The organism is Marinobacter sp. C2H3, assembly GCF_037080155.1.
Lineage (GTDB): Bacteria > Pseudomonadota > Gammaproteobacteria > Pseudomonadales > Oleiphilaceae > Marinobacter.
Genome location: NZ_JBBBNZ010000005.1, coordinates 104,464 through 128,555, shown reverse-complemented (window position 1 = coordinate 128,555; position 24,092 = coordinate 104,464). Strand labels below are relative to the sequence as shown.

The following is a 24,092-nucleotide window of genomic DNA, read 5'->3' as shown; positions in this document are numbered from 1 at the left end:
TGTATCCGGGCTCGTCCTGAGCGGGATTGAGTATAACCGGAGGTGTACGGAATGCCCAAAATCGTCGACAGTGGGTGCCTTAACGCTGACGGACAGCCCAGGAAAGGAGACACACGCAATGACCAAACTCGCCCTGGTCACCGGCGCCAGTGCCGGCATTGGCCATGAAACCTGCGCCCTCTTTGCCCGGAATGGCTATCGGGTGATTGCCCTTTCCCGGCAGCCGACCGGCGTTGCATCCGCCGATCGGGAGCTGCCGCGGGATCTTGAGTCCTTTGAGCAGATTGAGGGGCTTGCCGGCGAGTTGGACGGCGAAATCGCGGGCGCGGAGCGGGTTATTCTGGTGAACAACTCCGGCTACGGGCAGTTCGGCGCGCTTCGCGACCTGTCCGAATCTATGTGGCAGCAGCAATTCAGCACCCACGTGTTCGGACCGATCAAGTTGGCGGCCGTGTGCCTCCGGCTGTGCGAGCAGCACGGCGTAACGTTACGGGTGATCGCCGTTAGCTCGGTCTTATCCCTGGTCCCCCAGGCCATGAAAGGCGCCTACTGCGCCGCCAAGTCCGCGATGAACGCGGCCCATGACAGCTTCTGGTTTGATGAACAGGGCAGCAAAAGCCTGGACAGTGTTTCGCTGGTGCTTCCGGGGCCCGTGGCGACCCGGTTTAGGGAGCATGCTTTGGCGGCGTTGAAGCCGGTGATTGGCCGGGCGGGCACTACACACAGGGAAAAATACGAGGCTATGGCGGCCGCGCTTGCGCCGGGTGCCAAGGTGAAGCCTTTTACCGCGAATGCGGCGGACGTTGCCAGTGCGATATTCAGGGCTGCTGAGGCGGCACGGCCCAAGCCTAGGTATTTGGTGACGCCGCAGACTTATCTGGCGGCTTTTGTTACTCGATTTGTGCCTCACTCTGTTCAGCGGAGGCTCTTGGGAACAAGACATCGTCCGACGGAACCTGTGAATAGCTGATCGTCAGGTTTCAGCTTCAGCAATCACCTTGATCGATGGCGATCACCGAAGCTGAGTTCTACGGAAAGAGGTGGTTCAAACTCATGCTGAAACCGGAGTCTCAGAAGCCTGTTTTCGAGAGATACTCAACGATTCGCGATACTCTGCAGCCTCTGCTTTCATGGTCCAATGTATTTCGTTCATGCCCTGCTGCTCGAGGGCTTGGCGAATCTCTGCAAGATTCAGGCTGAAGAACTCTTTGCGGGGATTTACTTTGTTGACTGAATCACCATCAAATCGGCGATGCAGAGCCTTCTCCAAAGCTGGTGCATCGTCACTGAATATCATTGCATGCACATCGAAATCGAACGGAACAGAAGCATCGCCCAGTTCTTTAACGCGGTCTGTAGGCTCCAGCCGGCGAGTCATACCGATCTTAAATACATTCTCACCAAAGCTGCCAATATTGCTGATGACATAAACGTGGCCGCGCTTGGTTTGCTGTGCCATCGAAATCGCCCTTTGAGCCCGGCTCTCAGCTTCTGCAAGCTTTGACTCTAAGTCAGCTAGCTCGGCTTCGTATGCAGCACGCTGCTCACCGTGCGCAGATGCCAGCTCTTTACGTGCAGCTTCCATGGCTTTTTGCAGCAGACGTTCTTCCTTTTCAGCTTCTTTAATCGCCTTTTCGATTTCGCGCCGTGCTTTCTCCTCCTCGCGCATTTGCTCCCGAATGGCGCGTTGCTCCTCCCGTTCAATTTGCCTCAGCTCGTGAGTGGCGACCGCCCACTTAAGCTCCTCCAAACGAGCCTCAAGGTATTCTTGATTAATGCGAGCGTTACGAAACGGCATACCGTTGTGATTCACTAGGGCGAAAGCGTCCAAAATTTCTTGATTAATTTTGCCGAAGTTATCATGTTTCACTTTCACCAACGCCGAATCGACTTTACCGTTAAACGCATCCACGGCGAAGTGTATTGCAAAGGCTCGCCGGTTCGCCTCGGCATAATCGCAGGCCCCAGCATTGCCATTTTTTACCATATCGCGAACGCGCTTTCTTGCTCGCTTCAATTGCTCGCCCGCTTCTTTATGGCTGTACTCATCCGCTAGCTCATCCAGAACAGCATGATTGGGAATGATATAGTCGTCTTTATAGCCTTCGATGGTGTTACGCATGGCGACCACCGTGGCTTCATACAGGTCAGCCTTGCCCTTGGCAGCAAGCGCGTCACCAGCAACTTCTTCCGCCTGTCGTTTGGCGAAATCGAGCACCCTTTCAGCCTCAGCCCGTCCGTCAGCTTCAATCTGATCGGCCTTCAGCCTGGCCTCTTTGAGTGCAGCCTTTGCTTCAGCACCGATTTGAGCTGCTTCTGCTCTGGACTCACTCAGTCCCTTTTCAGCTTCGGAATACACTCGTTCGGCATCGTTCCTAATTGCCTGTGCCTGAGTCTCGGCATCACGAAGTAACAGCTGGGCGTGCTGCTCCATATCGGTGATGGTCCTGTACTTGGCATCGAGGGCGGCACTGTATTTTTCGGCTTTTATCTTCTTTTCCTCAGCATGCTTCTGAGCCCTCATAGCCTCGGACAATCGCTTCTTCATGGCGTTTCGGCTTCGCCAGAAAAGACACGCGATCACGATTGGAGCGAAGAAAATAAGAAGTGTAACAATGACAGTAAAAGCTTCAGCGGCTGAGGTTGAACCTTCCATGTATATTCCTAATGATTGCTTTGCTTGGAGGTGGGTAGTGCGATAAGACTGTGAGCCGGTCCCCGCATCGGAATTATTGTTTTAAAAAGCCAGCAAATTAGTTTGCTTGCGCATGATAAGCCTAAACTTTATCTGCGTCAGCCTACCAGCCGGACACCAGCCAGCCAACTGACTTGTTGGTTGCAATCGTTGCCTGCGCATGTGCGCAGGAGCCAATCCGCTCACCCCTTCAACGCCTCAAGATCCAAAGGCACCACCCCCAGATCCCGCCACTTCTCCGGATGGCAGGTAAACAGCAGCACCTGATGCCGACCGGCCGCATCAAACAGTATCCGCTTCATATCCTCCAGTCGCTCGCTGTCGCTATGCACCAGGGTGTCGTCCAGAATAACCAGCGTTGGCCTTCCGGCTTCCCGCAGAAGATCAGCGTAGGCCAGGCGGCTGATAAGGCCCATTTGTTCCCGGGCGCCGAAGCTCAGTTCCGTGATTTGCCCCAGTTCGCTGCCACGGCTGAAGGTGCCAGGGCGGAGCTGTTCGTCCACTTCCAGGGAGGCGTCCGGGAACAGTACCGACAGGTAGTGGTTGAGGTGCTTTTGCAGCGGTGCCTGCAGGCGGCGCGTGAGGGCCTGGCGTTTTTCGGTAAGCAGGGTCAGCAGCAGGTCCAGCGCCTGGGCCCGGCGGTGCAGTTCCTGATAGCGGCGGTTGCACTGGTCCAGCTCGGCTTCCTTCTCGCTGAGCTGTTCTTCCAGGCCCTCCGCGCCCCAGGCCTCCAGCCTGACTCGAATGTCTCGTAGCTCGCGGGCGCGGTTTTCCTGGGCCTGGCGCAGGTTGTTGACGGCGTTCTGGTAGCGTTCGATGTCCTGCCGTAGGAAGTCCGGGCGAGCCTCCCGGATTTCCCGTTCGCGGTTTTCAAGGCGGGCGGCCAGTTCGGCCTGCTGTTTGGCGAGGTTCGCCAGGTTTGTGGCGATTTGCTGAAGCTGCTGCTGACGTTCCGGGCGCTGTGCGTCGTCCGCCAGCCGCTGCCACTCGGCGTTGGCGCTATCCCTGGCCTGTTTTAGCGCAGACAGGCGGGCTTGATGCGTGCGGTCGTCGGCTTCGGCCTTATCCAGTGCTGCGCCTGCGTGGGCAAGCGCGGCGTCCGCATTTTCCAGGGTCGGAACCTGTGCATCGGGGCTCGTTTCGGGCGTTTCGGCCAGGTGGGCTTTTGTTTTCTCCAGCTCGTTTTCAGCCTCGTTCAGTTCGGACGCCAAAGCCTCGATGCCCGCCGGGGCCACGGATCGGAACAACTCTTCCGTGTGTTTCAGGGTCTGTCCGGCGCGTTCAAAAGCGGAGAGGCGCGCTTCCGCCTGCTCGACCGAGGCCACGCCCAGGGTCTTCAACTGCTCGGAAAAACGGTCTTGAAGGGCGTTGAGTTTCCGGCGGGTGCTGGCCAGTTCCTCGCCGCCGGGCGTAATGCCCAGGGTGCCCACGCCGGGAATCACCAGGGTGGAGGCATCCAGAAGCTGCTGTTCGCCCTGCCCGATCAGCGGCTCATCGTTCAGCGTGAGCGAAGCGCTGTCGTCCAGTTGCCAGCTCAGGCGGGTAGCAACGGTGCGTGAGCGGATGGTTTCCTCGTTCAGCTGGCTCGCGGTCGTTTTGAGTGTGTTGACCGCCGAGGCCTCTATGCGGTTGTCCCTCACCTGCTGCCTGGCCTGCTCGAGCTGCTGGTGGTAATCCCTGGCTTTGCCAAGGTTCTGCCTCAGCGCCTGGGCCTGCTGCTCCAGCCGACGGACATCCTGGGCCAACCGTTCCCGGGTTTGCCGGAGTCCGGCGAGTTTGCGCTGGGTTTCCGCCCGCTCATAGGCCGTTTTGGCCTCGGCCAATCGGCCGGCAATCGCCGCGGTCTGGGCTTCAGCGGATCGCAGGTCCCCTTCGGCCTTCTCCAGGTCGGCCTTTCGTCCCTGTAACTGGCGGCTCAGTCCTTCCAGGTGTTCCTGGTTCTGCGCCAGCAGCCGGTGGTTCTCCTGCAACTGGGCAAGCGTGGCGTTTTCCTGGGATTGCTGTTGTTCCAGGCGCTCAACCTGCTGGTAGCGGGTGCGGGCTTCCTCCAACTGGCGCTGGGCCTCTTCCCAGGGGCGCTCGGCTTCCGCCTGATCGTGCTCCTGCGCCAGCTTGCCGAGGCGATCGACCTGCTCCTGGTATTTCTGCACCCGCTCCGTCAGTGCTTCGATGTCCTGCTCGCAGAGGGCTTTGTCTTTTTCCAGTTGCAGGTAGTCGCCGCGGGGCTTACCGGTGCCGGTCAGCAGGATGTCCCGCTGGCGGCGGACGGTGTCGATCAGGTCGTCACCGCCGGAGCTGGCGACCTCGCCCACCATGGCGTTCAGGGCAGACTTCAGATGATCTCCGGCATGCTCGATCGCTTGCTCGACGTCCTGCCCGGTGCCCTGCTCCACCCACAGCAATCCGGGTATGCCCCAGTGCTCGGCTTTGCTGGCGCCGCGTTTCGGATACTGGTAGCCCAGCAACTCCGCCAGCTTTTCCTCCGCGTCGTCTTCGCTGTACGTCTCGGTGCCGACCGTCAGGTCGCAGCGTTTGCGCTGCAGAAAGCTCTTGATGAGTCGCCAGTTCCGGCTGTCGTGTTCAAAATCCAGCTCGATGGTGGGTGCCGCCGCCGAGTCGCCCCAGGGGCGCAGGTCGTCGACCGCGGTTGAGCGGTAGCGCTCGAAAAAGGCGGCCCGGATGGCCCGCACCAGGGTGCTTTTGCCGGATTCGTTGGGGCCGTGAATCAGGTTGAGGCCGGGTTGCAGGTTGTCCAGCACGAACGGTTTGCGGAACTGGCGGAGCTGCTCGATGCGCAGGCGCTGCAGGTTCATTGACTGGCCCCCTGTTCCCGTTCCCTGAGCAGGCCGGCGAGTATCGCCAGGGCATCCCGGGCGGCATCGTCCTGATTGGCCTCCTGTCGCTCACGGAGCGTTTCGATCACCTCGCCTACATAACCGTCGGCTTTCAGGGCGGCGATGTCGTCATCCGTGGGGGCAAGCTGTAGGTCGGCGCGCTCGCAGCGAAGGCTGCGAAACCGGGCTTCAGCGACGGACAAGGCCTTCAGGAGGGCTTCTTCGCCAGCCAGAGTGATCGAGCCTTCCAAACGCAGGTCTACCACGGCGGACTCGGGCAAGGTCTCCAGCCGCGCCAGCAACTGATCAAGATCCGACTGGACGGCCAACGTCTCCCGCCACTGATGCCACTGGTAACGCCCCGTCGGTATCGGGGTGACGTTGGGTGTAGCGCCGGGTTCGGCAATCTCGACGATCAGGGCCTGGCCCGCGTCGTTGTTGCGGAACCGCTCCGGCTCGGGGGTGCCGCTGTACCAGCTGCGATCACTAATCCGCTTGGTGCCGTGCCAGTCACCGAGGGCCAGGTAATCCAGCTGGCTGGCCTCGGCGCGATCCGGTGCGATGGGGTTGGTGGCGTCGATCCCTTCATACAACACGCCCTGGACGCTGCCGTGGGCCAGGCCAATCCGCAGGAAGCCTTCAGGTGACTCGTAGCGGCTGAAAGGCTCGGTGAGATCACCGTACGTATGGCGCTGAGTCAGGGGCGCGCAGAGAATGCTCAGGCGCTGGCGTTCCAGGTGTATAACGCCCGGTTCGAGCGCCAGATGGACGTTTTCCGGCACCGCGCCAAGGCGCAGGGCCCGGGTCCAGACGCTCTCGGCCAGTGCTGCGTCGTGATTGCCGGGCAGCATCACCCAGGGGCCGGCGAAGCCCCTGGTGGCATTGAACACCTTTCGGATGGTGCGTTCAGAGACCCCTTGTGCATCAAAAACGTCCCCGGCGACCAACACCGCATCGCACTGATGTTCATTGGCCAGCCGCGCGAGGGTTTCAATGGCCGCAAACCGGGCCTCAACTAGGGCCGCGCCGTCTTCGGTGTCAAAACGGCTGAACGCCCGGCCCATCTGCCAGTCGGCCGTGTGCAAAAACGTGGGCATGGTAGGGTCCTGAGAGAACGAGGAATTTTCGCGTTATTCTAGACTACCGGCGGCGAGTTTACAGAGGTCGTGGACAACTCGGACGACCGGGGGCTCAGGAAAAAGGGCGGGATTTGACGAAAGGACGACGAGCACAGACCGGTAACGGGGTGCCAAATACGGAGTAAAACTCAAGAAATAATGGAGGCGCGGGTCGGAATCGAACCGGCGTACACGGAGTTGCAGTCCGCTGCATAACCACTCTGCCACCGCGCCGGGAAAGCCTTGGGAACATCGGCCTTTTGCTCTCAGGAGGCATTGAGAGACTTGGATTGTGATTTCCAACCGGTGAACCGGAGAGAAATTGGAGCGGGAAACGAGATTCGAACTCGCGACCCCAACCTTGGCAAGGTTGTGCTCTACCAACTGAGCTATTCCCGCTCGATGTTGCGAGGCCGTGCCTCATCAACGGCTGCGTATTCTACGGATTCCGGTTACCGCGTCAATACCTTTTTTACAAGTTTCTGTTTTTCCTCGTTTTGTGAATGTTTTTTAGCCAGAGGCGACGGATCAGCGCACTGGCGGACTACCGGCGAAGTCTCTAAGCTGCAAGGTAATGACTCACGGGTACAAGGAACCGGTTTTTGACCCCATCTCCTTCCTCATCCAAGCCTTCCGGCCAGGCACCCGGTGACGGTGCACCCCCTGCCGGAAACGCCGCCTATGAGGACGGCGTTCTGACGCTCTCCGGCGATTGGACGCTTCCCAATTATCGACACCTGGAACAGCAACTGGCGGCGCTGGGCAACCCGGCCCGTACGCCAGGCTCGCTCTCATTGGCATCGCTGGGGAGGATCGATACCGCTGGCGCTTCCCTGCTCTCGGAGTATCTCGGGCCGGACGCCCTGGGACGTCTGGCCGGAGAGGCCAGGGAGCTGGCGGACGAGACCCGGCGGCTGATTCAGGCGGTCGCCGATGCGATGGCCCGTTATCCCGCCTCGCCCACGCCCGAACGATCCCGCCTGCGGGAGGCTCTGGCTCGGGTCGGGCGTGAGATGGAAGCGTTTGGCGGTTTGCTGTGGCAACTGCTGGGCTTTATCGGCCTGACCCTCGCCACCCTGGGCTCCATCGCGCTGCGCCCACGCCGGTGGCGGGTGACGGCCTTCGTGGCGGCGGTTCAGGACACGGGGCTGAACGCCCTGCCCATCGTCGCGCTGCTCACGTTCATGGTGGGCGCGGTGGTGGCGTTTCTGGGGGCTACGATTCTCGAAGATTTCGGCGCCACCATCTACACCGTCAACCTGGTGGCCTTTTCCTTCCTCCGTGAGTTCGGCGTGTTGCTGGCCGCCATCCTGCTGGCGGGTCGCACAGCCAGTTCGTTTACCGCACACATTGGTGCCATGAAGGTGAACGAAGAGCTGGACGCCCTCCGGGCCCTCGGCCTCAGCCCCATCGAGTTGCTTGTGGTGCCAAGGGTTCTGGCCATGATGGTGAGCCTGCCGATCCTCACCTTTGTCGGGATGATGGCCGGCCTGTTGGGTGGCGCGCTGGTATGCGTGGTGTCGCTGGACATCAGCGTGACCCAGTTTCTGGCGATTGTTGAGCGGGACATTGCCCTTCGCCACTTCCTGGTGGGCCTGTCGAAGGCGCCGATTTTCGCGTTTCTGATTGCCGTCATCGGCTGCCTCGAAGGCTTCAAGGTCTCCGGCAGCGCCCAGTCGGTGGGCGAGCACACCACCGCCAGCGTGGTGCAGTCGATCTTCACGGTCATCCTGCTGGACGCCGTCGGTGCGCTGTTCTTCATGGAGATGGGCTGGTGAGCGGCGAACGGACGGAAAACCTGGGCCAGGCCGAACCCCGCCAAACCGCCGAGGCCGTCATCCGGGTGACGGGGCTGATCAACCGCTTCGGCACCCAGACCGTACACGACGGCCTGGATCTTGAGCTGTACCGGGGCGAGATTCTCGGTGTGGTGGGCGGGTCGGGCACCGGAAAATCGGTGCTGCTCCGCAGCCTGATCGGCCTGCAACCCCCCGCCGGAGGCACCATTGAAGTGCTCGGGAACGCTCTCGGCGCACTCTCTCCGCTGCAGCGGTCAGCCCTTGAGCAGCGTTTTGGCGTACTGTTCCAGGGCGGCGCCCTGTTTACCTCGCTGACTTTGGCGGAGAACGTTGCCCTGCCGCTGATCGAACACGCGGGCCTGGCCAGGCCCGACGCGGAACACCTGGCCCGGATAAAGCTTGCCCTCGCCGGGCTGCGACCGGAAGCGGCCACCCAGTATCCGGCGGAGCTCTCGGGGGGCATGGTGAAGCGGGCGGCGCTGGCCCGGGCCCTGGCGCTGGATCCGGAGATCCTGTTTCTTGACGAGCCCACCGCCGGCCTGGACCCGATTGGTGCGGCGGCCTTTGATCGGCTGATCGTCACCCTGCGGGACGCCCTGGGCCTGACGGTATTCCTGGTCACCCACGATCTGGACACGTTATTTGCCGCCTGCGACCGGGTCGCAGTGCTGGCCAACAAAAAAGTGCGGGTGGCGGATACCCTGGAACGGGTGGCCGCCACGGACGACCCCTGGATCCAGGCGTACTTTCAGGGTCCCCGGGGCCGTGCGGCGAACCGGGCATCCACGACGGACCCGGCCCACACAACAGACAAGGGAGCGCATCGCTGATGGAGCCAAGAGCCCACCACGTGATCATCGGCCTGTTTACCGTCCTGGCCGCGGCCGCCGCGCTGCTGTTTGCGCTGTGGCTGGCCAAATCCAGCTCGGACCGCGAGTGGGCCTACTACCAAATCGGCTTTGACCACCCGGTGTCCGGGCTCGCCAAGGGCAACCCTGTGCTATACAGCGGGGTGCCCGTGGGCGAAGTGCTCGGCCTCACGCTGGATCCGAAAGACCCCAGCCATGTCCGGGTGCGCATCCGGGTGGACGACACCATTCCGATTCGGAAAAACACCCACGTCGGGCTGGTACTGGCAAACATCACCGGCAGCATGAACGTTCAGTTCCGGGGAGGCTCCCCGGACAGCCCCAGGCTCAAAGGCCGCCGGGACGATCCGCCGCTGATCATGGCGGACCCCTCGCCGTTTACCAACCTGTTGAGTAACGGTTCCAACCTGCTGGAAAAGGCCGATCAGTTCCTGACGCGGGCCAACCGGGTGTTCAGCGAAGACAATCTGGACAACCTCTCGGGACTTCTGGCCAACGGCCGGGAGGCCACCGACGCCCTGCTGTCCCAGCGCCAGCAGTTGCTGGACCTGCTCGAACAGTTCAATGCCGCCGCTCAACGGGCGGAACAGGCGGCCCGCAAAGTCTCGACCACCTCCGACAACGCCAACCGCATTCTGATCGGCAAGGTGGCACCGGTGCTGAACGCCATGGACCGGGCCCTGGGGACCCTGCAGCCAACCCTGGATCGCCTCGAGTCCCTGACCGCCTCCAACGAAGGCGCGCTGGATGCGGGCATGCAGGGGCTCGGTGAGCTGGGGCCCACGCTACGGGAGCTGCGCAGCGTGCTGCGCAACCTCAACCGGTTCGCCAAGCGCCTGGAAACCAATCCGCCCGGGGCCCTGTTGGGCACGCCGGCGCTGAAGGAAATGGAACCATGATGATGACCATGCTGCGCCGTTTTGTCGGCCCGGCCGCCCTGCTGTCGCTTGGCGGCTGCACGCTGTTTCCGACACCGGACACCCCTCGCATTCTGGACCTGCCGCCGGCGATCAATAGCAGCACGCCCCCTTCTGCCCATGCGCTGCCGGTGAGCCTGCGCCTGGACACGCCCCAGGCGTCCGAGCCGGTCAGCGGCACCCACGTGCTGATTCGCCCGCAGGACACCGAGCTGGGCGCCCTGCCAGATGCCCGCTGGCGGGACACGGCGCCGGTCCTGCTTCGGGATTATCTGCTCGAATCCCTGCGCGCCCGCAGCGGCATCAAGACACTGGTGACGGACACCAGCCCGGCCGTGACGGACCTGACGCTGATCAGCGAATTGAGCCGATTTGAGGCGGTGCAGACCGGCGACGGCGTCGAGATCGTCATCGCCTGGCACGCCCAGGTGATCGACAATCACAGCCGGTCGATTCTGTGCAATCGGGATTTCAGAACGACCCAGCGGTCCGGTGGTGAGGGTGCCGACGATCTTGCCAGGGCCTTTGGCGGCGCGGCGGCCACCCTGGCCAACAGCACCCGGCCGTGGCTGACCGAGTGCCTGGCTGACCGGGCGGACAACTGATGGGTTTACCGCCCGCCGCCGGTTGACGGGCGTCAGCTACCTTTGGGAAACAGATCCGGCCAGGCGGCCCGCAGATAGAGGACCATGGACCACAGGGTCAGCCCAGCGGCGATGTACAGCAGCACCATGGCAACGTAAGACCAGAATACCCCGGGAGGAAACGCCAACAGGCCCACAATGGCGGACATCTGGGCGGTGGTTTTGATCTTGCCGATATAGGACACGGCCACGCTGGCCCGGCTGCCGATCTCCGCCATCCACTCCCGCAGCGCGGAAATCACGATCTCCCGGCCAATGATGATGATGGCCGGAATGGTCAGCAGCGCCGTGGCGTGCTCTTCAATCAGTACCGCCAGCGCCACCGCCACCATCAACTTGTCCGCCACCGGATCCAGGAAGGCGCCAAACGGGGTGCTTTGGTCGAGCTTGCGGGCCAGGTACCCGTCCAGCCAGTCCGTGATCCCTGCCAGCGCGAAAATCACCGCGCTCACCAGGTACCGCGATTCCACTGGCAGGTAGAAAATCACCACGAACACCGGGATCATAACGATACGGGACAGCGTGAGCAGGTTCGGCAGGTTCATGGGTTTCCTATTGGTCGTGCAGTGCTGCGTAAATGGATTCGGCCAGAGCTTTGCTGATGCCCTGCACCTTGGTCATTTCCTCAATGCTGGCTTTCCGGATTTCCTGAAGCCCCCCGAAATACCGGATCAGCTCCCGCCGGCGCTTGGGCCCGACGCCCTCAATGCCTTCCAGCGTCGACTGGCGACGCTTCTTGTCCCGCCTGGCCCGGTGCCCGGTGATGGCAAACCGGTGGGATTCGTCCCGGATATGCTGGATCAGGTGCAGCGCGGGTGAGTCAGCGGGCACCCGGAACACGGTGCCAGTCATGGCGTTGATCAGTTGTTCCATCCCCGCCCGACGGGTGACACCCTTGGCCACACCGATCAGCGGTATGTCAGAAATCCCCAGTTCATCAAACACTTCCCGGGCAATGTTCAACTGGCCCTTACCACCGTCAATGAACACCAGATCCGGCCGCTTGCCCTCACCCGCCACCATCCGGCGGTAGCGGCGGGTCAGCACCTGGCGCATCGCGGCGTAATCATCGCCGGCGGTGATGTCTTCAATATTATAGAGCCGGTAATCGCTCTTTAGGGGCCCACTTTCGTCAAACACAACGCAGGACGCGACGGTATTCTCCCCATGGCTGTGGCTGATGTCGAAGCATTCCATGCGGGCAGGCGTGTCCGACAGCTTCAACAGATCTCGCAGCGCCAGCAGCCGGCGATACACGGTCTCCTTGCTGGCCAGGTGGGTCAGCAGTGTTTGCTGGGCGTTGGTCATTGCCAGCTCGAGCCAGCGCCGGCGCTCGCCCCTCACGTTACCCCGGATCCGGGTCTCCCGGTTGGCGGCCTCGGTCAACGCCTGGGCCAGCAGTTCCTGCCCGTCCACCGCCACCGGTACCAGAATGTCCCGGGGAATCTCCCGCCGGGTATCGCCGCCGAAATAGTACTGGCCCAGGAACGCGCTGAGCAGCTCCCCCTCCGTCTGCTCAATGGAGTAACGCGGGAAATAGTCCTTGGTGCCCAATACCCGGCCGCCTCGCACGATGATCACCACGATACACACAATGCCCGCGTCCTGCGCAATGGCGATCACATCCGCATCGCCGCCATCGCTGTCCACCGACTGCTGCTCCTGAACGTGGCGAAGGTGATTGATCTGGTCCCGGTAAGCGGCGGCTTTTTCGAATTCGAGGTTTTTCGCCGCGGCCTCCATGTCCGCCATCAGGTCTTTCAGGATGGCGGGGTTCTTGCCCTCAAGAAACATGGTGGCGTGGCGGATGTCCTGCTGGTAGGCCTCCGGCGTGATGTACTCCACGCAGGGCGCCGTGCAACGGCCAATCTGATACTGCAGGCACGGGCGAGTTCGGTTACGGAAATAGCTTTCGCTACAGGATCTTATGCGGAAAATCTTCTGCAGAATATTAAGACTTTCCTTAACCGCCCCGGAGCTTGGAAACGGGCCGAACCAGGTGCCTCCGCCTTTTTTGGTGCGCCCCCGGCGAAAGGTCAGCGAGGGGTAATCGGTGTGGGAGGACAGATAGATGTAGGGATAGGATTTGTCGTCCCGCAGCAGGATGTTGTAGGGCGGACGCAGGGATTTGATCAGGTTCTGCTCGAGCAGCAGGGCTTCCGTCTCACTGCCGGTGATGGTCACCTCAATGGACGCAATGCGGGCCACCAACGCCTCCGTTTTCGGCGCCAGCCCAGACTTCCGGAAATAGCTGCTGACCCGATTACGCAGGTTGCGGGCCTTGCCCACGTACAGCACCTCGCCGGCGGTATCGTACATCCGATACACGCCCGGGCGCTCGGTCAGTTGCTTCAGGAAGTGTTTGCTGTCGAACGTCCCCTCGCTGCGGGGCTCGGCGTCAGGCTTTATCGGCATCCAGCAACCCAAGCCTGACGGCCATCAGGGCCAGTTCCACGTCGCTGGAAATCTCCAGCTTCTCGAAGATGCGATAGCGGTAGCTGTTGACGGTTTTCGGGCTCAGGCAGAGCTTGTCCGAGATGTCCTGCACTTTCTGGCAGTCCACCACCATCATGGCGATTTGCATTTCCCGCTCGGACAGCCGCTCGAACTTCGACAGCTCGCCGTCTTCGGCGCCATCGCCGCTGATCTGCTTGAGCGCCATTTTCTGGGCGATTTCCGGGCTGATGTAGCGCTGGCCGGAATGCGCCATGCGGATGGCGCGGACCATTTCTTTAATGTCCGCGCCCTTGGTGATGTAGGCGCTGGCGCCGCTTTGCATCACCCGGGTGGGATAGGGATCGTCCGCGCAGGCGGTCACCACGATCACGCGAATGGCGTCGTCGATCCGGAGGATGCGACGGGTGGCTTCCAGCCCGCCGATGCCGGGCATGCGGATGTCCATCAGCACAATGTCCGGCGGGTTCTTGCGAACGGCCTCAATGGCCTCCTCGCCGGACGCCACCTGGCCAATCACGTCGATATCCGGGTTGTCCGCCAGCATACGGGTAATGCCCGAACGGACGAGTTCGTGGTCATCAACCACCAGGACCCTGATCAAGATTCACCTCACAAACCCAGCGTGTCAGTTCACCGCGAGTGGCTAGCGCCTGAGCGGTTCAGGCGGGAACACCAAGGCCGGCCGCGTTATCAACGGGGTCAAACCAGACCACCAGCTCGCCACGGCGCACGGCCCCAAGCACCCGATCCCGCTCCGCCAGCGGCTGTTCGGTCTCGTTCAGGCCGTGATAACGGGTGCAGTACTCCTCGACCAGGCCCAACAGCTGATCTTCCGCAAGAAGGTCGGCCGGAACCACAAATTTTTCCTGTCTCGGGTCGGCCTCGGGCTGTTTGCTCGTGTCGTCGGACATGACGCCTCGCGGTTCAAAACACCTATGGTAAGGATTAAACCGCCCGGGTAGAAGCCCTTCTTTAAAACCGTGACGCGATTCTCTATTATCCTCCGGTCAACAAGGTTTGGATGCTAATGAATCAGTCTGTCTTTCGCCTCACGCTTCCGATTCTGTTCGGTTATTTGCCGTTGGGCACCGCCTTTGGGGTTTTGTTTACCACCCAGCTGGACTACCCCGGCTGGGCGGCGCCGCTCATGGGCATTCTGATCTACGCCGGCGCCGGCCAGATCCTCTCGGTCAGCCTGCTGGCGGCCGGTGCCGGCCTGGTGGAGGTGGCCATTGCCATGTTCGTGCTCAACGCCCGGCATCTATTTTACGGGCTGTCCCTTCTCGGGCGGTTCCGGGGCGCCGGTTGGCGCAAACCCTATCTGATCTTCGGCCTGACGGACGAAACCTATTCCCTGCTCACCAGCCGGCCCCGCACCGGCAGCGTCGAAGACGAGCAACGCCGGGATTTTCGCATCACCGCCTGCAACCAGGCCTACTGGGTCGTTGGCTGCGCCCTTGGCGCCCTGCTCGGCCGCAATCTGGCGTTTGACAGTACGGGCATTGATTTTGCGCTGGTGGCTCTGTTTCTTGTGCTGGCCATCGAGCAACTCCGCGGCCTGCCCAGCGGCGGCCCGGTGTGGCTCGGCATCGGCGCCGCCGGCCTCGCCCTACTCCTCCTGCCTCCGGCCCACCAATTGATCGGCGCCATTGCCCTGGTCACGGTTGCGCTTCTGGCCCAATACCGCCTCGGCCGGGCGCCCACCGCCGACGCGTCCGGCGAGGTGCGCTGAGATGGCCTATCTGTTGTCGTTCATTGCCGTGGCGGCCCTGGCCACCTTTGCCACCCGGGTGATTCCCTTCCTGTTCCTGACCCGGCACACGGACCACCCGTTGATTCAGCATCTCGGGCGCTATCTGCCGGCCGCCGTCATGGCACTTCTGGCCACCGTTTTCCTGCAACGGTCAGCGGACTGGTCCGCCACCGTTCCCGGCGCCGACGCGCTGATTCCCGGCTTGCTGGTCGTGTTTGTGCACCTCTGGCGGCACAATGCCCTGCTGTCGATTGCGGCGGGGACCGCCGCCTACATGGTGATTCGCCAGACCGGCGTGCTTGCCTGAACCCGCACCTCTGAGGGGATATAGGGATGAGTTTTGTCGCGATATTTCTGCAGACCCTGGAGATCACCTTGCCGGTGTTTGCCATGGTGTTCATCGGCCTCGGCCTGCGGCGAATCGGCTGGATTGACGACGCCTTCGTTCACACCGCATCGGCCCTGGTGTTCAAGGCCACCCTGCCCACTCTGGTGTTCCTGAGCATTATCCGCGCGGATCTGGACACCGCCTTCAACCCCGCCCTGCTCGCGTACTACCTGGTGGCAACCCTGGTCGGCTTCGGCATCGCCTGGTTCTGGGCCCGCTGGCGGGTGCCGGCGGCGGACCGGGGGGTGTACGTTCAGGGGGCGTTTCGCGGCAACTGCGGCATTGTCGGGCTGGCCCTGGCGGCGAATCTGTACGGTGATCTTGGGCTTTCCGCCGGGGGGATCCTGCTTGGGCTTGTCATCGTTTCCTACAACGCCCTGTCGGTGACGGTGCTGCTCGCCTACCAGGACGGCCAGTCCGCCAGCTGGCGCCGCATCGTCCGGGACATCACCCGAAATCCGCTGATTCTCGCAGTGCTTCTGGCCATTCCCTTTGCGGCGTTTCACATCCAGTTGCCCCGATGGGTGCTCACCAGCGGGGACTATTTTGCCAGGCTCACCCTGCCCCTGGCGCTGCTCTGCATCGGCGCCACCCTGTCCCTCAGCGCGATCCGCCGAGACAGCCGTACAGCCCTGGGCGCCAGCGCGTTCAAGATGATCATCCTGCCGGCCCTGGGCACCCTGGGCGGCTGGTTGATCGGCTTCCGGGGCATGGAGTTAGGGCTGATGTTCCTGTTCTTTGCGAGCCCCACGGCGGCGGCCAGCTTTGTGATGGTCAAGGCGCTGGGGGGCAACGACCGGCTGGCGGCGAACATCGTGGCGCTGACGACCTTGCTGGCCAGTGTGACGGTGACCGTGGGGGTGTTTGTGTTGCGGTTGTTGGGGTGGGTGTAGGGGTCCTTCTACCCTCCCATTCAGCCAATAAAAAACCCCAGCAGTGCTGGGGTTTTGTATTGGCGGAGAGGGAGGGATTCGAACCCTCGATACGCTATTAACGTATACACACTTTCCAGGCGTGCGCCTTCAGCCACTCGGCCACCTCTCCAATAAACTGTGTCAAATCAGCGATATTGCCGCTCATTTGAGGGCGCAAACTTTACTTCGTTTTCAGGTGATTGGCAACACCCTCCCCCAAAATAGCGCGAAATTTTACGTCATACCGAGCGGGCGATGGGCTATTCTCTGCGTTGGGATCGTGGACCGTGACGGGAGGACAGTATGTTGATGAAGGCGGAGCAGTCGGTGCTGGTTCTGGTGGACGTTCAGGAGCGGCTGATGCCGGCGATTGCGGACGGCGAGGTGGTAATTGAGCGCTGTACAACGCTGGCAACGGTGGCGGGCTTGCTGGGAGTGCCTTTGGTGGGCACGGAACAAGTGCCGGAGAAGCTCGGCGCGACGGTGGAGTCCGTGGCTGAGCTGGTGGTGCACACCGTAGCCAAGACCCACTTTGATGCCTGCCCGGACGGTCTGATCGAGCAACTACCGGAGGGGCGGCAGCACATTGTGATCGGTGGCTGCGAAACCCATGTGTGCATGCTGCAGACGGCCCTGAGCCTGCTGGACGCGGGCTATAAGGTCTGGGTGGTGGCCGACGCCACCGGCTCGCGCAGCGAATTTGACCGGGACGTGGCCCTGGATCGCCTGAGCGAGAGCGGCGCGCGGCTGGTCACGGTGGAAATGGTGGCCTTTGAGTGGATGCGCGATAGCCAGCATCCGGCGTTTCGGGACGTACAGGCGCTGATCCGCTGAGATCGTGATCGCTTTGCAGCACCCTATCGTACTCTGCGCACACCATTGTGAGGCCGTAACCGGGAGGCTTGTATGCTCAACATGGACTTCACCCAACGGGTGGTGATCAACACACAGACCATGGATTGGGTGCCCAGCCCGGCTGGCGGGGTTGACCGCAAGCCGCTGGCTCGCGAGGAAGCCGAGCGGGGCCACGCCACCAGCGTGGTGCGGTACAAGCCGGGGGCCTCCTTTAACCGCCACGAGCACCCGCTCGGCGAAGAGATCCTGGTATTGGAAGGGGTTTTTTCAGACGAAACTGGCCACTACCCGGCCGGCACCTACCTCCGCAATCCGCCAGGCAGCGGCCACGCGCCGTTCAGTAAGGAAGGCTGCACGCTGCTGGTAAAACTGCACCAGTTCGATCCGAGGGACACCCGGACCGTGCGGGTGGATACCCACCGCCAGCCATGGCTCCCGGGCATTGGGGGCCTGCAGGTGATGCCTCTGCACGAATTTGAGCACGAGCATGTGGCGCTGGTGAAGTGGCCGGCGAATGAGGTGTTTCAGCCCCACCGCCATTTCGGCGGCGAGGAAATATTTGTGCTGTCCGGGGAGTTCTGCGACGAGCACGGCCGCTATCCGGCCGGTACCTGGATGCGCAGCCCTCACCTGAGCCAGCACCATCCGTTTGTGGAGCAGGAGACGGTGATCTGGGTAAAAACCGGCCACCTGCCCCTTCCAGCGACCGCAACCGCCTGGAACGCCGGCTAACGGAGCCCTGCCCGGTCAGGCCGGGCGGGGAATTTTCACCACATCACCGAAAGTGACGTATTCGCTGCCACCGAGGCGACCCAGTGGATCAATGGCCGCACCGTCGAAACGCAGCCGGCCCTTGTCGTCTTCGGTGGTGACCTCGTCGGCGGCGTAGATGCCGTTGATTTTGCCGAACACCAGCGTCTGGGGCCCCTCGCCGATCTCCTTGATCTCATAAAGCTCGCACGCCAGTGCGATGCGGCAATCTGCGAGGCGTGGCAGCCGTGACGCCTCCCACGCCGTCAGCGGCAGATCCACGTTTTTCAGCTCCGATTCACCGTGCGGAAGGGTGCGGGCGGTCTCCGTCATCGCCGCGGCCATTTCACGGTGGCCAATATGCACCACAAACTCCTTGCCCCGCTCGATGTTGACCCGGGTATCCTTGAAGGCGCCGTCGGTGGGCTTACGGCCGATGGAAATCATCAGCAGGGGCGGGTTGCTGGTGACCACGGTAAAAAACGAATACGGGGCGAGGTTGTAGTCGCCGTCCGGGTTTTCCGTCAGCACCCAGGCAATGGGGCGCGGAATCACGGTCTGGGTCAGGATGTGGTAAATGTCCTGGGGTGCCATTCCCTCGAAATCAATCTGCATGGGCTCTCCCGTTGGGTGAGTGTATGAGGTGCGCAAGGCGTTACCCGTTAGGATACGACCTACTTCTTGCGGTAGATGATGCCCGGGTGGCACTGCACCATCTCGTAGAGATCCGGTAGGCCATTAAGAGACTCGGACGCCCCGAGGATGAGGTAGCCGCCAGGATTCAGCGTGGCGTGAATGCGGGTCAGGATGTCCCGCTTGAGCTCGGCGGAAAAGTAGATCAGCACGTTGCGGCACAAGACCACATCGAACTTGCCGAGCATATACCGTTCGAGCAGGTTCAGTTCCTTGAATTCCACCATGGATTTCAGGGTTGGGCGAACCTGCCAGCCACCGTTGGCCGACGGCGTGAAGAACTGCTTCTGACGTTCCGGAGACAACCCCCGACCAATGGCGAGCATTTCGTATTCGCCCCGGCGGGCCACATCCAGCACGCTGCGGGATATGTCCGTGGCGGTAATCCGCACGTCCCGCAGCCGCCCCGGTTTGAGCCGCCGGAACTCCTCGACAATCATCGCCACCGAGTAGGGTTCCTGCCCGGTGGAGCAGGCGGCGGACCAGATCCGCAGCGGCTGCGTGGTCCGGCTCTCAGAAAACTCCGGCAACAGCCGCTCCTGCAGTATCCGGAACGGATGGTTGTCCCGGAACCACAGGGTTTCGTTAGTGGTCATGGCATCAATGACCGTTTCCCGGAGACCGCCCCGACCGGGTCGCTGCAACCTGTCCAGCAGTTGCCCGAGGCTGTCCAGGCTGTTCTCTTCCAGGATGCGCCGAAGCCGGCTTTTGACGAGGTACTGCTTGTTTTCCCCCAGCAGAATGCCGCAAGCGTCCTGCAGGAAGGTTTTGAAGGCGTCGTACTCTTTTGGGGTAATCTCTGCTTTCATGAGCGCTCGGTCGACAGGATATCCATGACCCGCTCGGCCAGCTCATCCGGGCTGAATTTCGCCATAAAATCGTCTGCACCCACTTTTTTGACCATCGCCTGGTTGAAGATGCCGCTCAGGGACGTGTGCAGCATAATGAAACTGCCGCTCATGTTCGGGTCCGCCTTGACCCGGGTCACCAGCGTGTATCCGTCCATTTCAGGCATCTCCACATCGGAAATGACCATCGCCAAATGATCCGTCGCCTTTGAGCCGTCCGCGGTCAGGGATTTCAGGTAGTCCAGCGCTTGCTTGCCGTCGTTCTTCAGAACTACCTCCAGACCAATGGCGCTCAGGCAGCGTTCGATCTGGCGGCGGGCCACGGAGGAATCGTCGACCACAAGAACCGGCAGATACGCCGCGCCCCGCTCCGCACTTTTTGCCGCGCTTTTCTGGATGACCGATTCGGCAACGGTTTCCCCGAGCGGAGAAAACTCTGCAAGTATCTTCTCTACATCGATGATTTCAATCAACTTGTCGTCAATTTTTGTAACCGCGGTAAGGTAAACATCCTTCCCGCTGCCTTTGGGCGGCGGCAGGATATCTTCCCAGTTCATGTTCATGATCCGGTCCACCGCGGTCACCAGGAAACCCTGGGTACGGCGGTTGTACTCGGTGATGATGACGAAACTGGTGGCCAGGTCCTCTGCCGGAATCGGCGCCATGCCGATCGCCAGGCTCAGGTCAATGATGGGAATCGTCTCGCCGCGGATGCTGGCCACACCCCGAACCACGCTGCGGCTCTTGGGGATGGACGACAGCCGCGGGCACTGGATGACTTCTTTGACCTTGAACACGTTGATACCAAAGATCTGCCGACCCCGGAGCCGGAACAGCAGAAGCTCCAGTCGGTTCTGGCCCACCAGTTGGGTGCGCTGGTTGACGCTGTCCAATACTCCCGCCATTGAGGTTCTCCTGGGTATCCGGCCGCTCGGCACGGTAATTGCTGCACATTGACTATTCAGACGCCGGGCCCGGTGAGTGACAAAACGTTGGCGCACTCCCCGTCCCTGTTTCGAGTAACGGCTTGAAGCCCGGGAAATTTAGGGCGTCGTCACCGAAACATCCGCACTAATTACAGGATAGGACAAACCCACACCCATGCGCATCCTGATTTTGGCCATCCTGCTGTGTCTACCGGCCCTGAGCCAGGCGGCTGGTGCGAACAGCACACCGATGACTACCGCCGAACAGATTCAAACGGCAACCCGGGAGTTTCTGCAGGCGTTTGCCGCCGAACAGGCGAATAACGGCTACCGGGTAACCTATGAAACCGCCAGCGTCGATTCGAGGCTTACCCTGGCACCCTGCTCCGACGCGCTCGGCGTCCGTTTCAGCGGAGACCCCTTGCAAAGCCGCCGTCCGTCCCTCGAGATCCGCTGTGACGGCCAGCGGCCCTGGCGGATGTACACAACGCCGGAGGTCGTCATTGAAGGCCAGGCCCTGGTGGCCGCCCGGGCCATTGCCCGGGGCGAACAGCTCTCGGCCGATCTGGTGAAAACCGAGACGGTCACCGTGAACGACAGCCATCGAGGGTACGTCTCCAGCCTGGATGCGGTTGACGGCATGACCGCCCGCCGGCCTATCAACAGCGGCGTGGCGATCACCCCCGACCTGCTGGACGCGCCAAACGCCGTGTCCCGAGGCGACCATGTTATGATCATCGCCACCAACGGCGTCTTTTCCGTCACGTCCCGTGGCAAGGCCCTGGCCGACGCCAGCGTGGGCGAGCAGGTGATGGTGGAAAACCTTAAATCATCCCGGACTATCCGGGCGAACGTCATCGCCCCCGGCAAGGTTCAGGTGACCATGTAGCGGCCGTGTCGTCGAGCGGCAACGCCTTGCCGCACGGCGGCAGCGAACTGCCGGGCGCACCGTCACCGATCCGTCATTTTTTTTGGCGGCAAGGCTAAAGTATTCCTGGGCGTGGCCGATACCCACGTCAGAAACTCGAGACAGCGCACAGTGCGCGCAACGCTAGCAGGTACGAATATGTCAGTTGACTTCAACGGAATCGGACGCGGTCAGGTCAACATCCAGCAGTCACCGACCGACAAGGCTCAGGCCAGGGACAACGGTAAGGCCGCAGAGAGCGACGCCAGCCGCGCCCAGGCCAGCCAGCCAAAGGGCGAAAACGTCAACCTCAGCAACCAGGCGAAGAGCCTGAAGCAGCTTGAGACCAAGCTTGGTGATTACCCCGAGGTAGATGACGACAAGGTCGCGCAGATCCGCGCTGCCCTGGAGAACGGCACCTACAAAGTGGATGCCGAGAAGCTGGCCCAGAAAATGCTTGAGATGGATAAAAGCATTTTCGGGTGAGTAAACCATGGCTGCCATTAACGATCTGAACCACCTTCTCGAGCAGGATCTACAGCAACTTGACCGGCTGGTTCAGCTGTTAGAGCAAGAGAAAGCGGTTCTGGGCAGCGCCGATATCAAGGCACTTCAGGCGCTGACGACCGAGAAAGACGCCCTGCTCGGCGACATCCGTGAGCGGGCCCGCCAGAAAATCCGCCTGCTGGTGGCCATCGGCTACCGCCCTGACCTTGGGGAACCCTCCCGCTTTCTGCGCGGGGCGGGCCTGAACGACACCTTCAGTTTGTGGATCGCCGCCAAGGCGGGCCTCGAACGTTGCCAGGATCTCAATGCCGGCAATGGCAAAGTGATCGGGCATCTGCAGAAGCGCCTCGGGCGCCTTACGGATATCTTCCGGGGCACGTCCGAGCAGCCCAAACTCTACGGTGCCAAAGGCCAACAGACCGGTCTGGGCGGTTCCAGCATCCTCGCCAGCGCCTGACGGCCGCCTCGACATCTCCGTTTGCGCCGGGCAGCAGGGCACGGCGTTGTCAATGCCGGGGCCGCTGCCGCGGCGATTCAGCGGGTATAAATGGTCATGCTTGACCGGGGATCAAACCGGATATCCTGCAGTGTGATCGTGCCCAGCGGCGCGGTCGCAGAGCCTGCCACACGAATATTCTCCATGCGCACCTGTTCAATCCGCTCCGGCAGCGCGAGCGTGAGATGGCCATCGGTGCTCATCTGATACCGCGGCTCTCCCTCCCGGTAGTGCACGCCGGCGATGGTCAGGTCCGAATCCAGGAAGTTCAGCACCGGCACAAAAACGTTGGCGGCAAACTTGAGGCCTTCGACGGCATCCACTGGCGTACCATCCACATCGCCCTGCTCTCCGGCCGGATTTGAGGCCATCGCCGCCAGCAACTGGGCGCGCTCGACCAGGGACGCATCAGACTGACCGGTCACGCCGGCCATCTCGCTGTCGGTGAGTTCCGCCAGTTGCCCCGGGTTACCCGCGTAGACTTCCCCGCTGGTCGTTGCCTGCTGAGATGCCTGGGCGGTGTTCGTGGCCGCGAATGACACCAGCGGCTGAAACGGCAAGGTCACCACGGTGACCAGGGCCGCCGCGTGGCGATAGCGGCTCTGATGGCGCAGCACCCGGTGCAGTTCCCGCTCCGTCAGCCAGCCCGCCTGGATCAGGATTTCCCCCAACCGCTGGCCGGTCTCCCGCTGGCGGCTGAGGCCTTCTTCCACCTGCTGTTCGGACAGGTAACCCCGGTTGACCAGCAGTTTCCCGAGCCTGGATTTCTCTTCGATACCCTGACGGATGCTCACCACAACCCTCCTACACGCGCATTTACCGTACAGCCCGGCCCGGTGTGGTTGGTTTGTTGCATCACCCTGCTCGGTAATGCAACCGATTGTCAGACTAAACGAAGTGTCATGGAACGTCTGCGGGAATTTGGCCGTTTTTATGTATCAATCTGATAACATCGGTGACCAGACGTTTCGCGGTTACCCGGCCCGAACGCAAGCCCAACAGGGTTTTCCGGCCGATCGGGGCTTTCGCCGTTTTAAAGCCAATCTCGCGAGTTTCGTCCATTCAGCTGATCTGGCCAATTTAACTGATCTGGAGACAAACCGGATGCCTCACGCTCGCCTGCCCCGTACCCTCCTGACCACCCTTCTCCTCGCCGTGTTCACGCTGCTGGCCATGCCCGCCAGTGCCGCTGACAACGGCCAGGCAAGCGCCTCTGATCCGATGCCACGGGTGCGGGTGGTCACTAGCGAAGGCGCGTTTGTGCTTCAGCTTCGGCCGGACGTGGCGCCGGAAACGGTTCAAAACTTTCTCGACTACGTACAAGCGGGCTTCTACGATGGCACCGTGTTTCACCGGGTGATTCCAGGATTCATGATTCAGGGCGGCGGCTTTACCGCTGACCTCGGCCGGAAATCCACCAACGCACCGATCCGCAATGAAGCCACGCGCACGCTACCCAACCTGCGGGGCACCATCGCCATGGCGCGCACCAACGATCCGGATTCCGCCACGTCGCAATTCTTCATCAACCTGGTGAACAACGATTTTCTGAACGCCGGCGTCCGAGGCGCAGGCTACGCCGTATTTGGCAAGGTCGTTGACGGCATGGGCGTGGTTGATGCCATTGCCAAGGTTGAAACCGGCGTTACCAGCGGCATGTCGGATGTGCCGAAGACGCCCGTGGTGATTGAAAAGGCGACCGTGCTGAAGGCCAGCGACTGA

The 24,092-nt window shown here is 61.7% G+C and carries 25 protein-coding genes and 3 tRNA genes; 14 read left to right on the top strand and 14 right to left on the bottom strand.

Annotated elements, in window-relative coordinates:
* Nucleotides 1-118 precede the first annotated feature (118 nt).
* The gene (locus V3388_RS14280) at nt 119-970 is read left to right on the top strand and encodes an SDR family NAD(P)-dependent oxidoreductase (RefSeq protein ID WP_336368248.1); all 852 of its coding nucleotides are present in this window, start codon (nt 119-121) and stop codon (nt 968-970) included.
* Nucleotides 971-1,051: 81 nt separating this feature from the next.
* Here V3388_RS14280 and V3388_RS14275 read toward each other — a convergent pair whose 3' ends face one another.
* The 5 genes from V3388_RS14275 to V3388_RS14255 all read right to left on the bottom strand — a co-directional run bounded on the left by V3388_RS14275 (nt 1,052) and on the right by V3388_RS14255 (nt 7,046).
* Entirely contained in the window at nt 1,052-2,656 is a 1,605-nt protein-coding gene (locus V3388_RS14275; RefSeq protein ID WP_336368247.1) for a DUF4041 domain-containing protein, read from the bottom strand.
* A 221-nt stretch (nt 2,657-2,877) separates the two neighbouring features.
* Nucleotides 2,878-5,508 (bottom strand): AAA family ATPase, encoded by a 2,631-nt coding sequence (locus V3388_RS14270; RefSeq protein WP_336368246.1) that lies wholly within the window; start codon nt 5,506-5,508, stop codon nt 2,878-2,880.
* Nucleotides 5,505-6,626: a metallophosphoesterase family protein gene (locus V3388_RS14265; protein WP_336368245.1), complete on the bottom strand. Its 1,122-nt coding sequence runs from the start codon at nt 6,624-6,626 to the stop codon at nt 5,505-5,507. The genes V3388_RS14270 and V3388_RS14265 overlap by 4 nt, the downstream gene beginning before the upstream one ends.
* Before the next feature lie 181 nt (nt 6,627-6,807).
* Nucleotides 6,808-6,881 (bottom strand) — tRNA-Cys (locus tag V3388_RS14260).
* An 89-nt stretch (nt 6,882-6,970) separates the two neighbouring features.
* A tRNA-Gly gene (locus V3388_RS14255) sits at nt 6,971-7,046 on the bottom strand.
* A 203-nt stretch (nt 7,047-7,249) separates the two neighbouring features.
* Here V3388_RS14255 and V3388_RS14250 point away from each other — a divergent pair.
* From V3388_RS14250 to V3388_RS14235, 4 genes are read left to right on the top strand one after another with little or no spacing between them, the layout of a single operon-like run.
* Complete coding sequence (locus V3388_RS14250) at nt 7,250-8,425, top strand: MlaE family ABC transporter permease (protein WP_442915655.1); 1,176 nt, start codon at nt 7,250-7,252, stop codon at nt 8,423-8,425.
* Nucleotides 8,422-9,276 carry an ABC transporter ATP-binding protein gene (locus V3388_RS14245; RefSeq protein ID WP_336368244.1) on the top strand — a complete coding sequence of 285 codons (855 nt, stop codon included), beginning with the start codon at nt 8,422-8,424 and terminating at the stop codon, nt 9,274-9,276. Before V3388_RS14250 ends, V3388_RS14245 begins: the two co-directional genes overlap by 4 nt.
* A complete protein-coding gene (locus tag V3388_RS14240) occupies nt 9,276-10,214 on the top strand; it encodes an MlaD family protein (RefSeq protein ID WP_336368243.1) in 939 nt (312 codons plus the stop codon). The genes V3388_RS14245 and V3388_RS14240 overlap by 1 nt, the downstream gene beginning before the upstream one ends.
* Nucleotides 10,211-10,837, top strand: a complete 627-nt coding sequence (locus V3388_RS14235; protein WP_336368242.1) for an ABC-type transport auxiliary lipoprotein family protein — start codon at nt 10,211-10,213, stop codon at nt 10,835-10,837. Before V3388_RS14240 ends, V3388_RS14235 begins: the two co-directional genes overlap by 4 nt.
* Nucleotides 10,838-10,869: 32 nt before the next feature.
* On the opposite strand, the gene pgsA is transcribed toward V3388_RS14235, so the two are convergent.
* The 4 genes from pgsA to V3388_RS14215 are packed head-to-tail and all read right to left on the bottom strand — an operon-like array spanning nt 10,870 to nt 14,244.
* The gene (pgsA, locus tag V3388_RS14230; RefSeq protein WP_336368241.1) at nt 10,870-11,421 is read right to left on the bottom strand and encodes a CDP-diacylglycerol--glycerol-3-phosphate 3-phosphatidyltransferase; all 552 of its coding nucleotides are present in this window, start codon (nt 11,419-11,421) and stop codon (nt 10,870-10,872) included.
* Nucleotides 11,422-11,428: 7 nt separating this feature from the next.
* The gene (gene uvrC, locus V3388_RS14225; RefSeq protein ID WP_336368240.1) at nt 11,429-13,291 is read right to left on the bottom strand and encodes an excinuclease ABC subunit UvrC; all 1,863 of its coding nucleotides are present in this window, start codon (nt 13,289-13,291) and stop codon (nt 11,429-11,431) included.
* Nucleotides 13,275-13,934, bottom strand: coding sequence for a UvrY/SirA/GacA family response regulator transcription factor (gene uvrY / locus V3388_RS14220; protein ID WP_336368239.1), 660 nt, complete (start codon nt 13,932-13,934; stop codon nt 13,275-13,277). Before uvrY ends, uvrC begins: the two co-directional genes overlap by 17 nt.
* A 58-nt stretch (nt 13,935-13,992) precedes the next feature.
* On the bottom strand, nt 13,993-14,244 hold the full coding sequence (locus V3388_RS14215; protein ID WP_336368238.1) for a hypothetical protein: 252 nt from the start codon (nt 14,242-14,244) through the stop codon (nt 13,993-13,995).
* 116 nt (nt 14,245-14,360) lie between these two features.
* Here V3388_RS14215 and V3388_RS14210 point away from each other — a divergent pair, with 116 nt between their 5' ends.
* The 3 genes from V3388_RS14210 to V3388_RS14200 are packed head-to-tail and all read left to right on the top strand — an operon-like array spanning nt 14,361 to nt 16,367.
* Nucleotides 14,361-15,065 (top strand): AzlC family ABC transporter permease, encoded by a 705-nt coding sequence (locus V3388_RS14210; protein WP_336368237.1) that lies wholly within the window; start codon nt 14,361-14,363, stop codon nt 15,063-15,065.
* 1 nt (nt 15,066) lies between these two features.
* The gene (locus tag V3388_RS14205) at nt 15,067-15,393 is read left to right on the top strand and encodes a branched-chain amino acid transporter permease (protein ID WP_336368236.1); all 327 of its coding nucleotides are present in this window, start codon (nt 15,067-15,069) and stop codon (nt 15,391-15,393) included.
* Between the two features lie 26 nt (nt 15,394-15,419).
* Complete coding sequence (locus tag V3388_RS14200) at nt 15,420-16,367, top strand: AEC family transporter (protein WP_336368235.1); 948 nt, start codon at nt 15,420-15,422, stop codon at nt 16,365-16,367.
* A 60-nt stretch (nt 16,368-16,427) separates the two neighbouring features.
* Here the strand turns inward: V3388_RS14200 and V3388_RS14195 are convergent.
* Nucleotides 16,428-16,518: transfer RNA gene (locus tag V3388_RS14195), tRNA-Ser, on the bottom strand.
* Nucleotides 16,519-16,691: 173 nt separating this feature from the next.
* On the opposite strand from V3388_RS14195, the gene V3388_RS14190 reads away from it, so the two are divergent.
* Together V3388_RS14190 and V3388_RS14185 are read left to right on the top strand one after the other, a co-directional pair.
* On the top strand, nt 16,692-17,222 hold the full coding sequence (locus V3388_RS14190; RefSeq protein WP_336368234.1) for an isochorismatase family protein: 531 nt from the start codon (nt 16,692-16,694) through the stop codon (nt 17,220-17,222).
* Nucleotides 17,223-17,294: 72 nt separating this feature from the next.
* A complete protein-coding gene (locus tag V3388_RS14185; protein ID WP_336368233.1) occupies nt 17,295-17,975 on the top strand; it encodes a cupin domain-containing protein in 681 nt (226 codons plus the stop codon).
* Nucleotides 17,976-17,990: 15 nt separating this feature from the next.
* Here the strand turns inward: V3388_RS14185 and V3388_RS14180 are convergent, their stop codons facing one another.
* Genes V3388_RS14180 through V3388_RS14170 form a run of 3 tightly spaced genes read right to left on the bottom strand, consistent with a single transcriptional unit; the run spans nt 17,991 to nt 20,439 of the window.
* Nucleotides 17,991-18,608: a flavin reductase family protein gene (locus tag V3388_RS14180; RefSeq protein ID WP_336368232.1), complete on the bottom strand. Its 618-nt coding sequence runs from the start codon at nt 18,606-18,608 to the stop codon at nt 17,991-17,993.
* A gap of 59 nt (nt 18,609-18,667) precedes the next feature.
* Nucleotides 18,668-19,495 (bottom strand): CheR family methyltransferase, encoded by an 828-nt coding sequence (locus V3388_RS14175; protein WP_336368231.1) that lies wholly within the window; start codon nt 19,493-19,495, stop codon nt 18,668-18,670.
* Nucleotides 19,492-20,439 carry a chemotaxis protein CheV gene (locus V3388_RS14170; RefSeq protein WP_336368230.1) on the bottom strand — a complete coding sequence of 316 codons (948 nt, stop codon included), beginning with the start codon at nt 20,437-20,439 and terminating at the stop codon, nt 19,492-19,494. Before V3388_RS14170 ends, V3388_RS14175 begins: the two co-directional genes overlap by 4 nt.
* Before the next feature lie 196 nt (nt 20,440-20,635).
* Here V3388_RS14170 and flgA point away from each other — a divergent pair, with 196 nt between their 5' ends.
* From flgA to V3388_RS14155, 3 genes are all read left to right on the top strand, one after another.
* Complete coding sequence (gene flgA / locus V3388_RS14165; protein WP_336368229.1) at nt 20,636-21,349, top strand: flagellar basal body P-ring formation chaperone FlgA; 714 nt, start codon at nt 20,636-20,638, stop codon at nt 21,347-21,349.
* A gap of 177 nt (nt 21,350-21,526) precedes the next feature.
* On the top strand, nt 21,527-21,853 hold the full coding sequence (flgM, locus tag V3388_RS14160) for a flagellar biosynthesis anti-sigma factor FlgM (RefSeq protein ID WP_336368228.1): 327 nt from the start codon (nt 21,527-21,529) through the stop codon (nt 21,851-21,853).
* Between the two features lie 7 nt (nt 21,854-21,860).
* The gene (locus V3388_RS14155; protein WP_336368227.1) at nt 21,861-22,331 is read left to right on the top strand and encodes a flagella synthesis protein FlgN; all 471 of its coding nucleotides are present in this window, start codon (nt 21,861-21,863) and stop codon (nt 22,329-22,331) included.
* 77 nt (nt 22,332-22,408) lie between these two features.
* On the opposite strand, the gene V3388_RS14150 is transcribed toward V3388_RS14155, so the two are convergent.
* The gene (locus V3388_RS14150; RefSeq protein ID WP_336368226.1) at nt 22,409-23,164 is read right to left on the bottom strand and encodes a pilus assembly protein PilB; all 756 of its coding nucleotides are present in this window, start codon (nt 23,162-23,164) and stop codon (nt 22,409-22,411) included.
* A 310-nt stretch (nt 23,165-23,474) separates the two neighbouring features.
* On the opposite strand from V3388_RS14150, the gene V3388_RS14145 reads away from it, so the two are divergent.
* Nucleotides 23,475-24,092 (top strand): peptidylprolyl isomerase, encoded by a 618-nt coding sequence (locus V3388_RS14145; RefSeq protein ID WP_336368225.1) that lies wholly within the window; start codon nt 23,475-23,477, stop codon nt 24,090-24,092.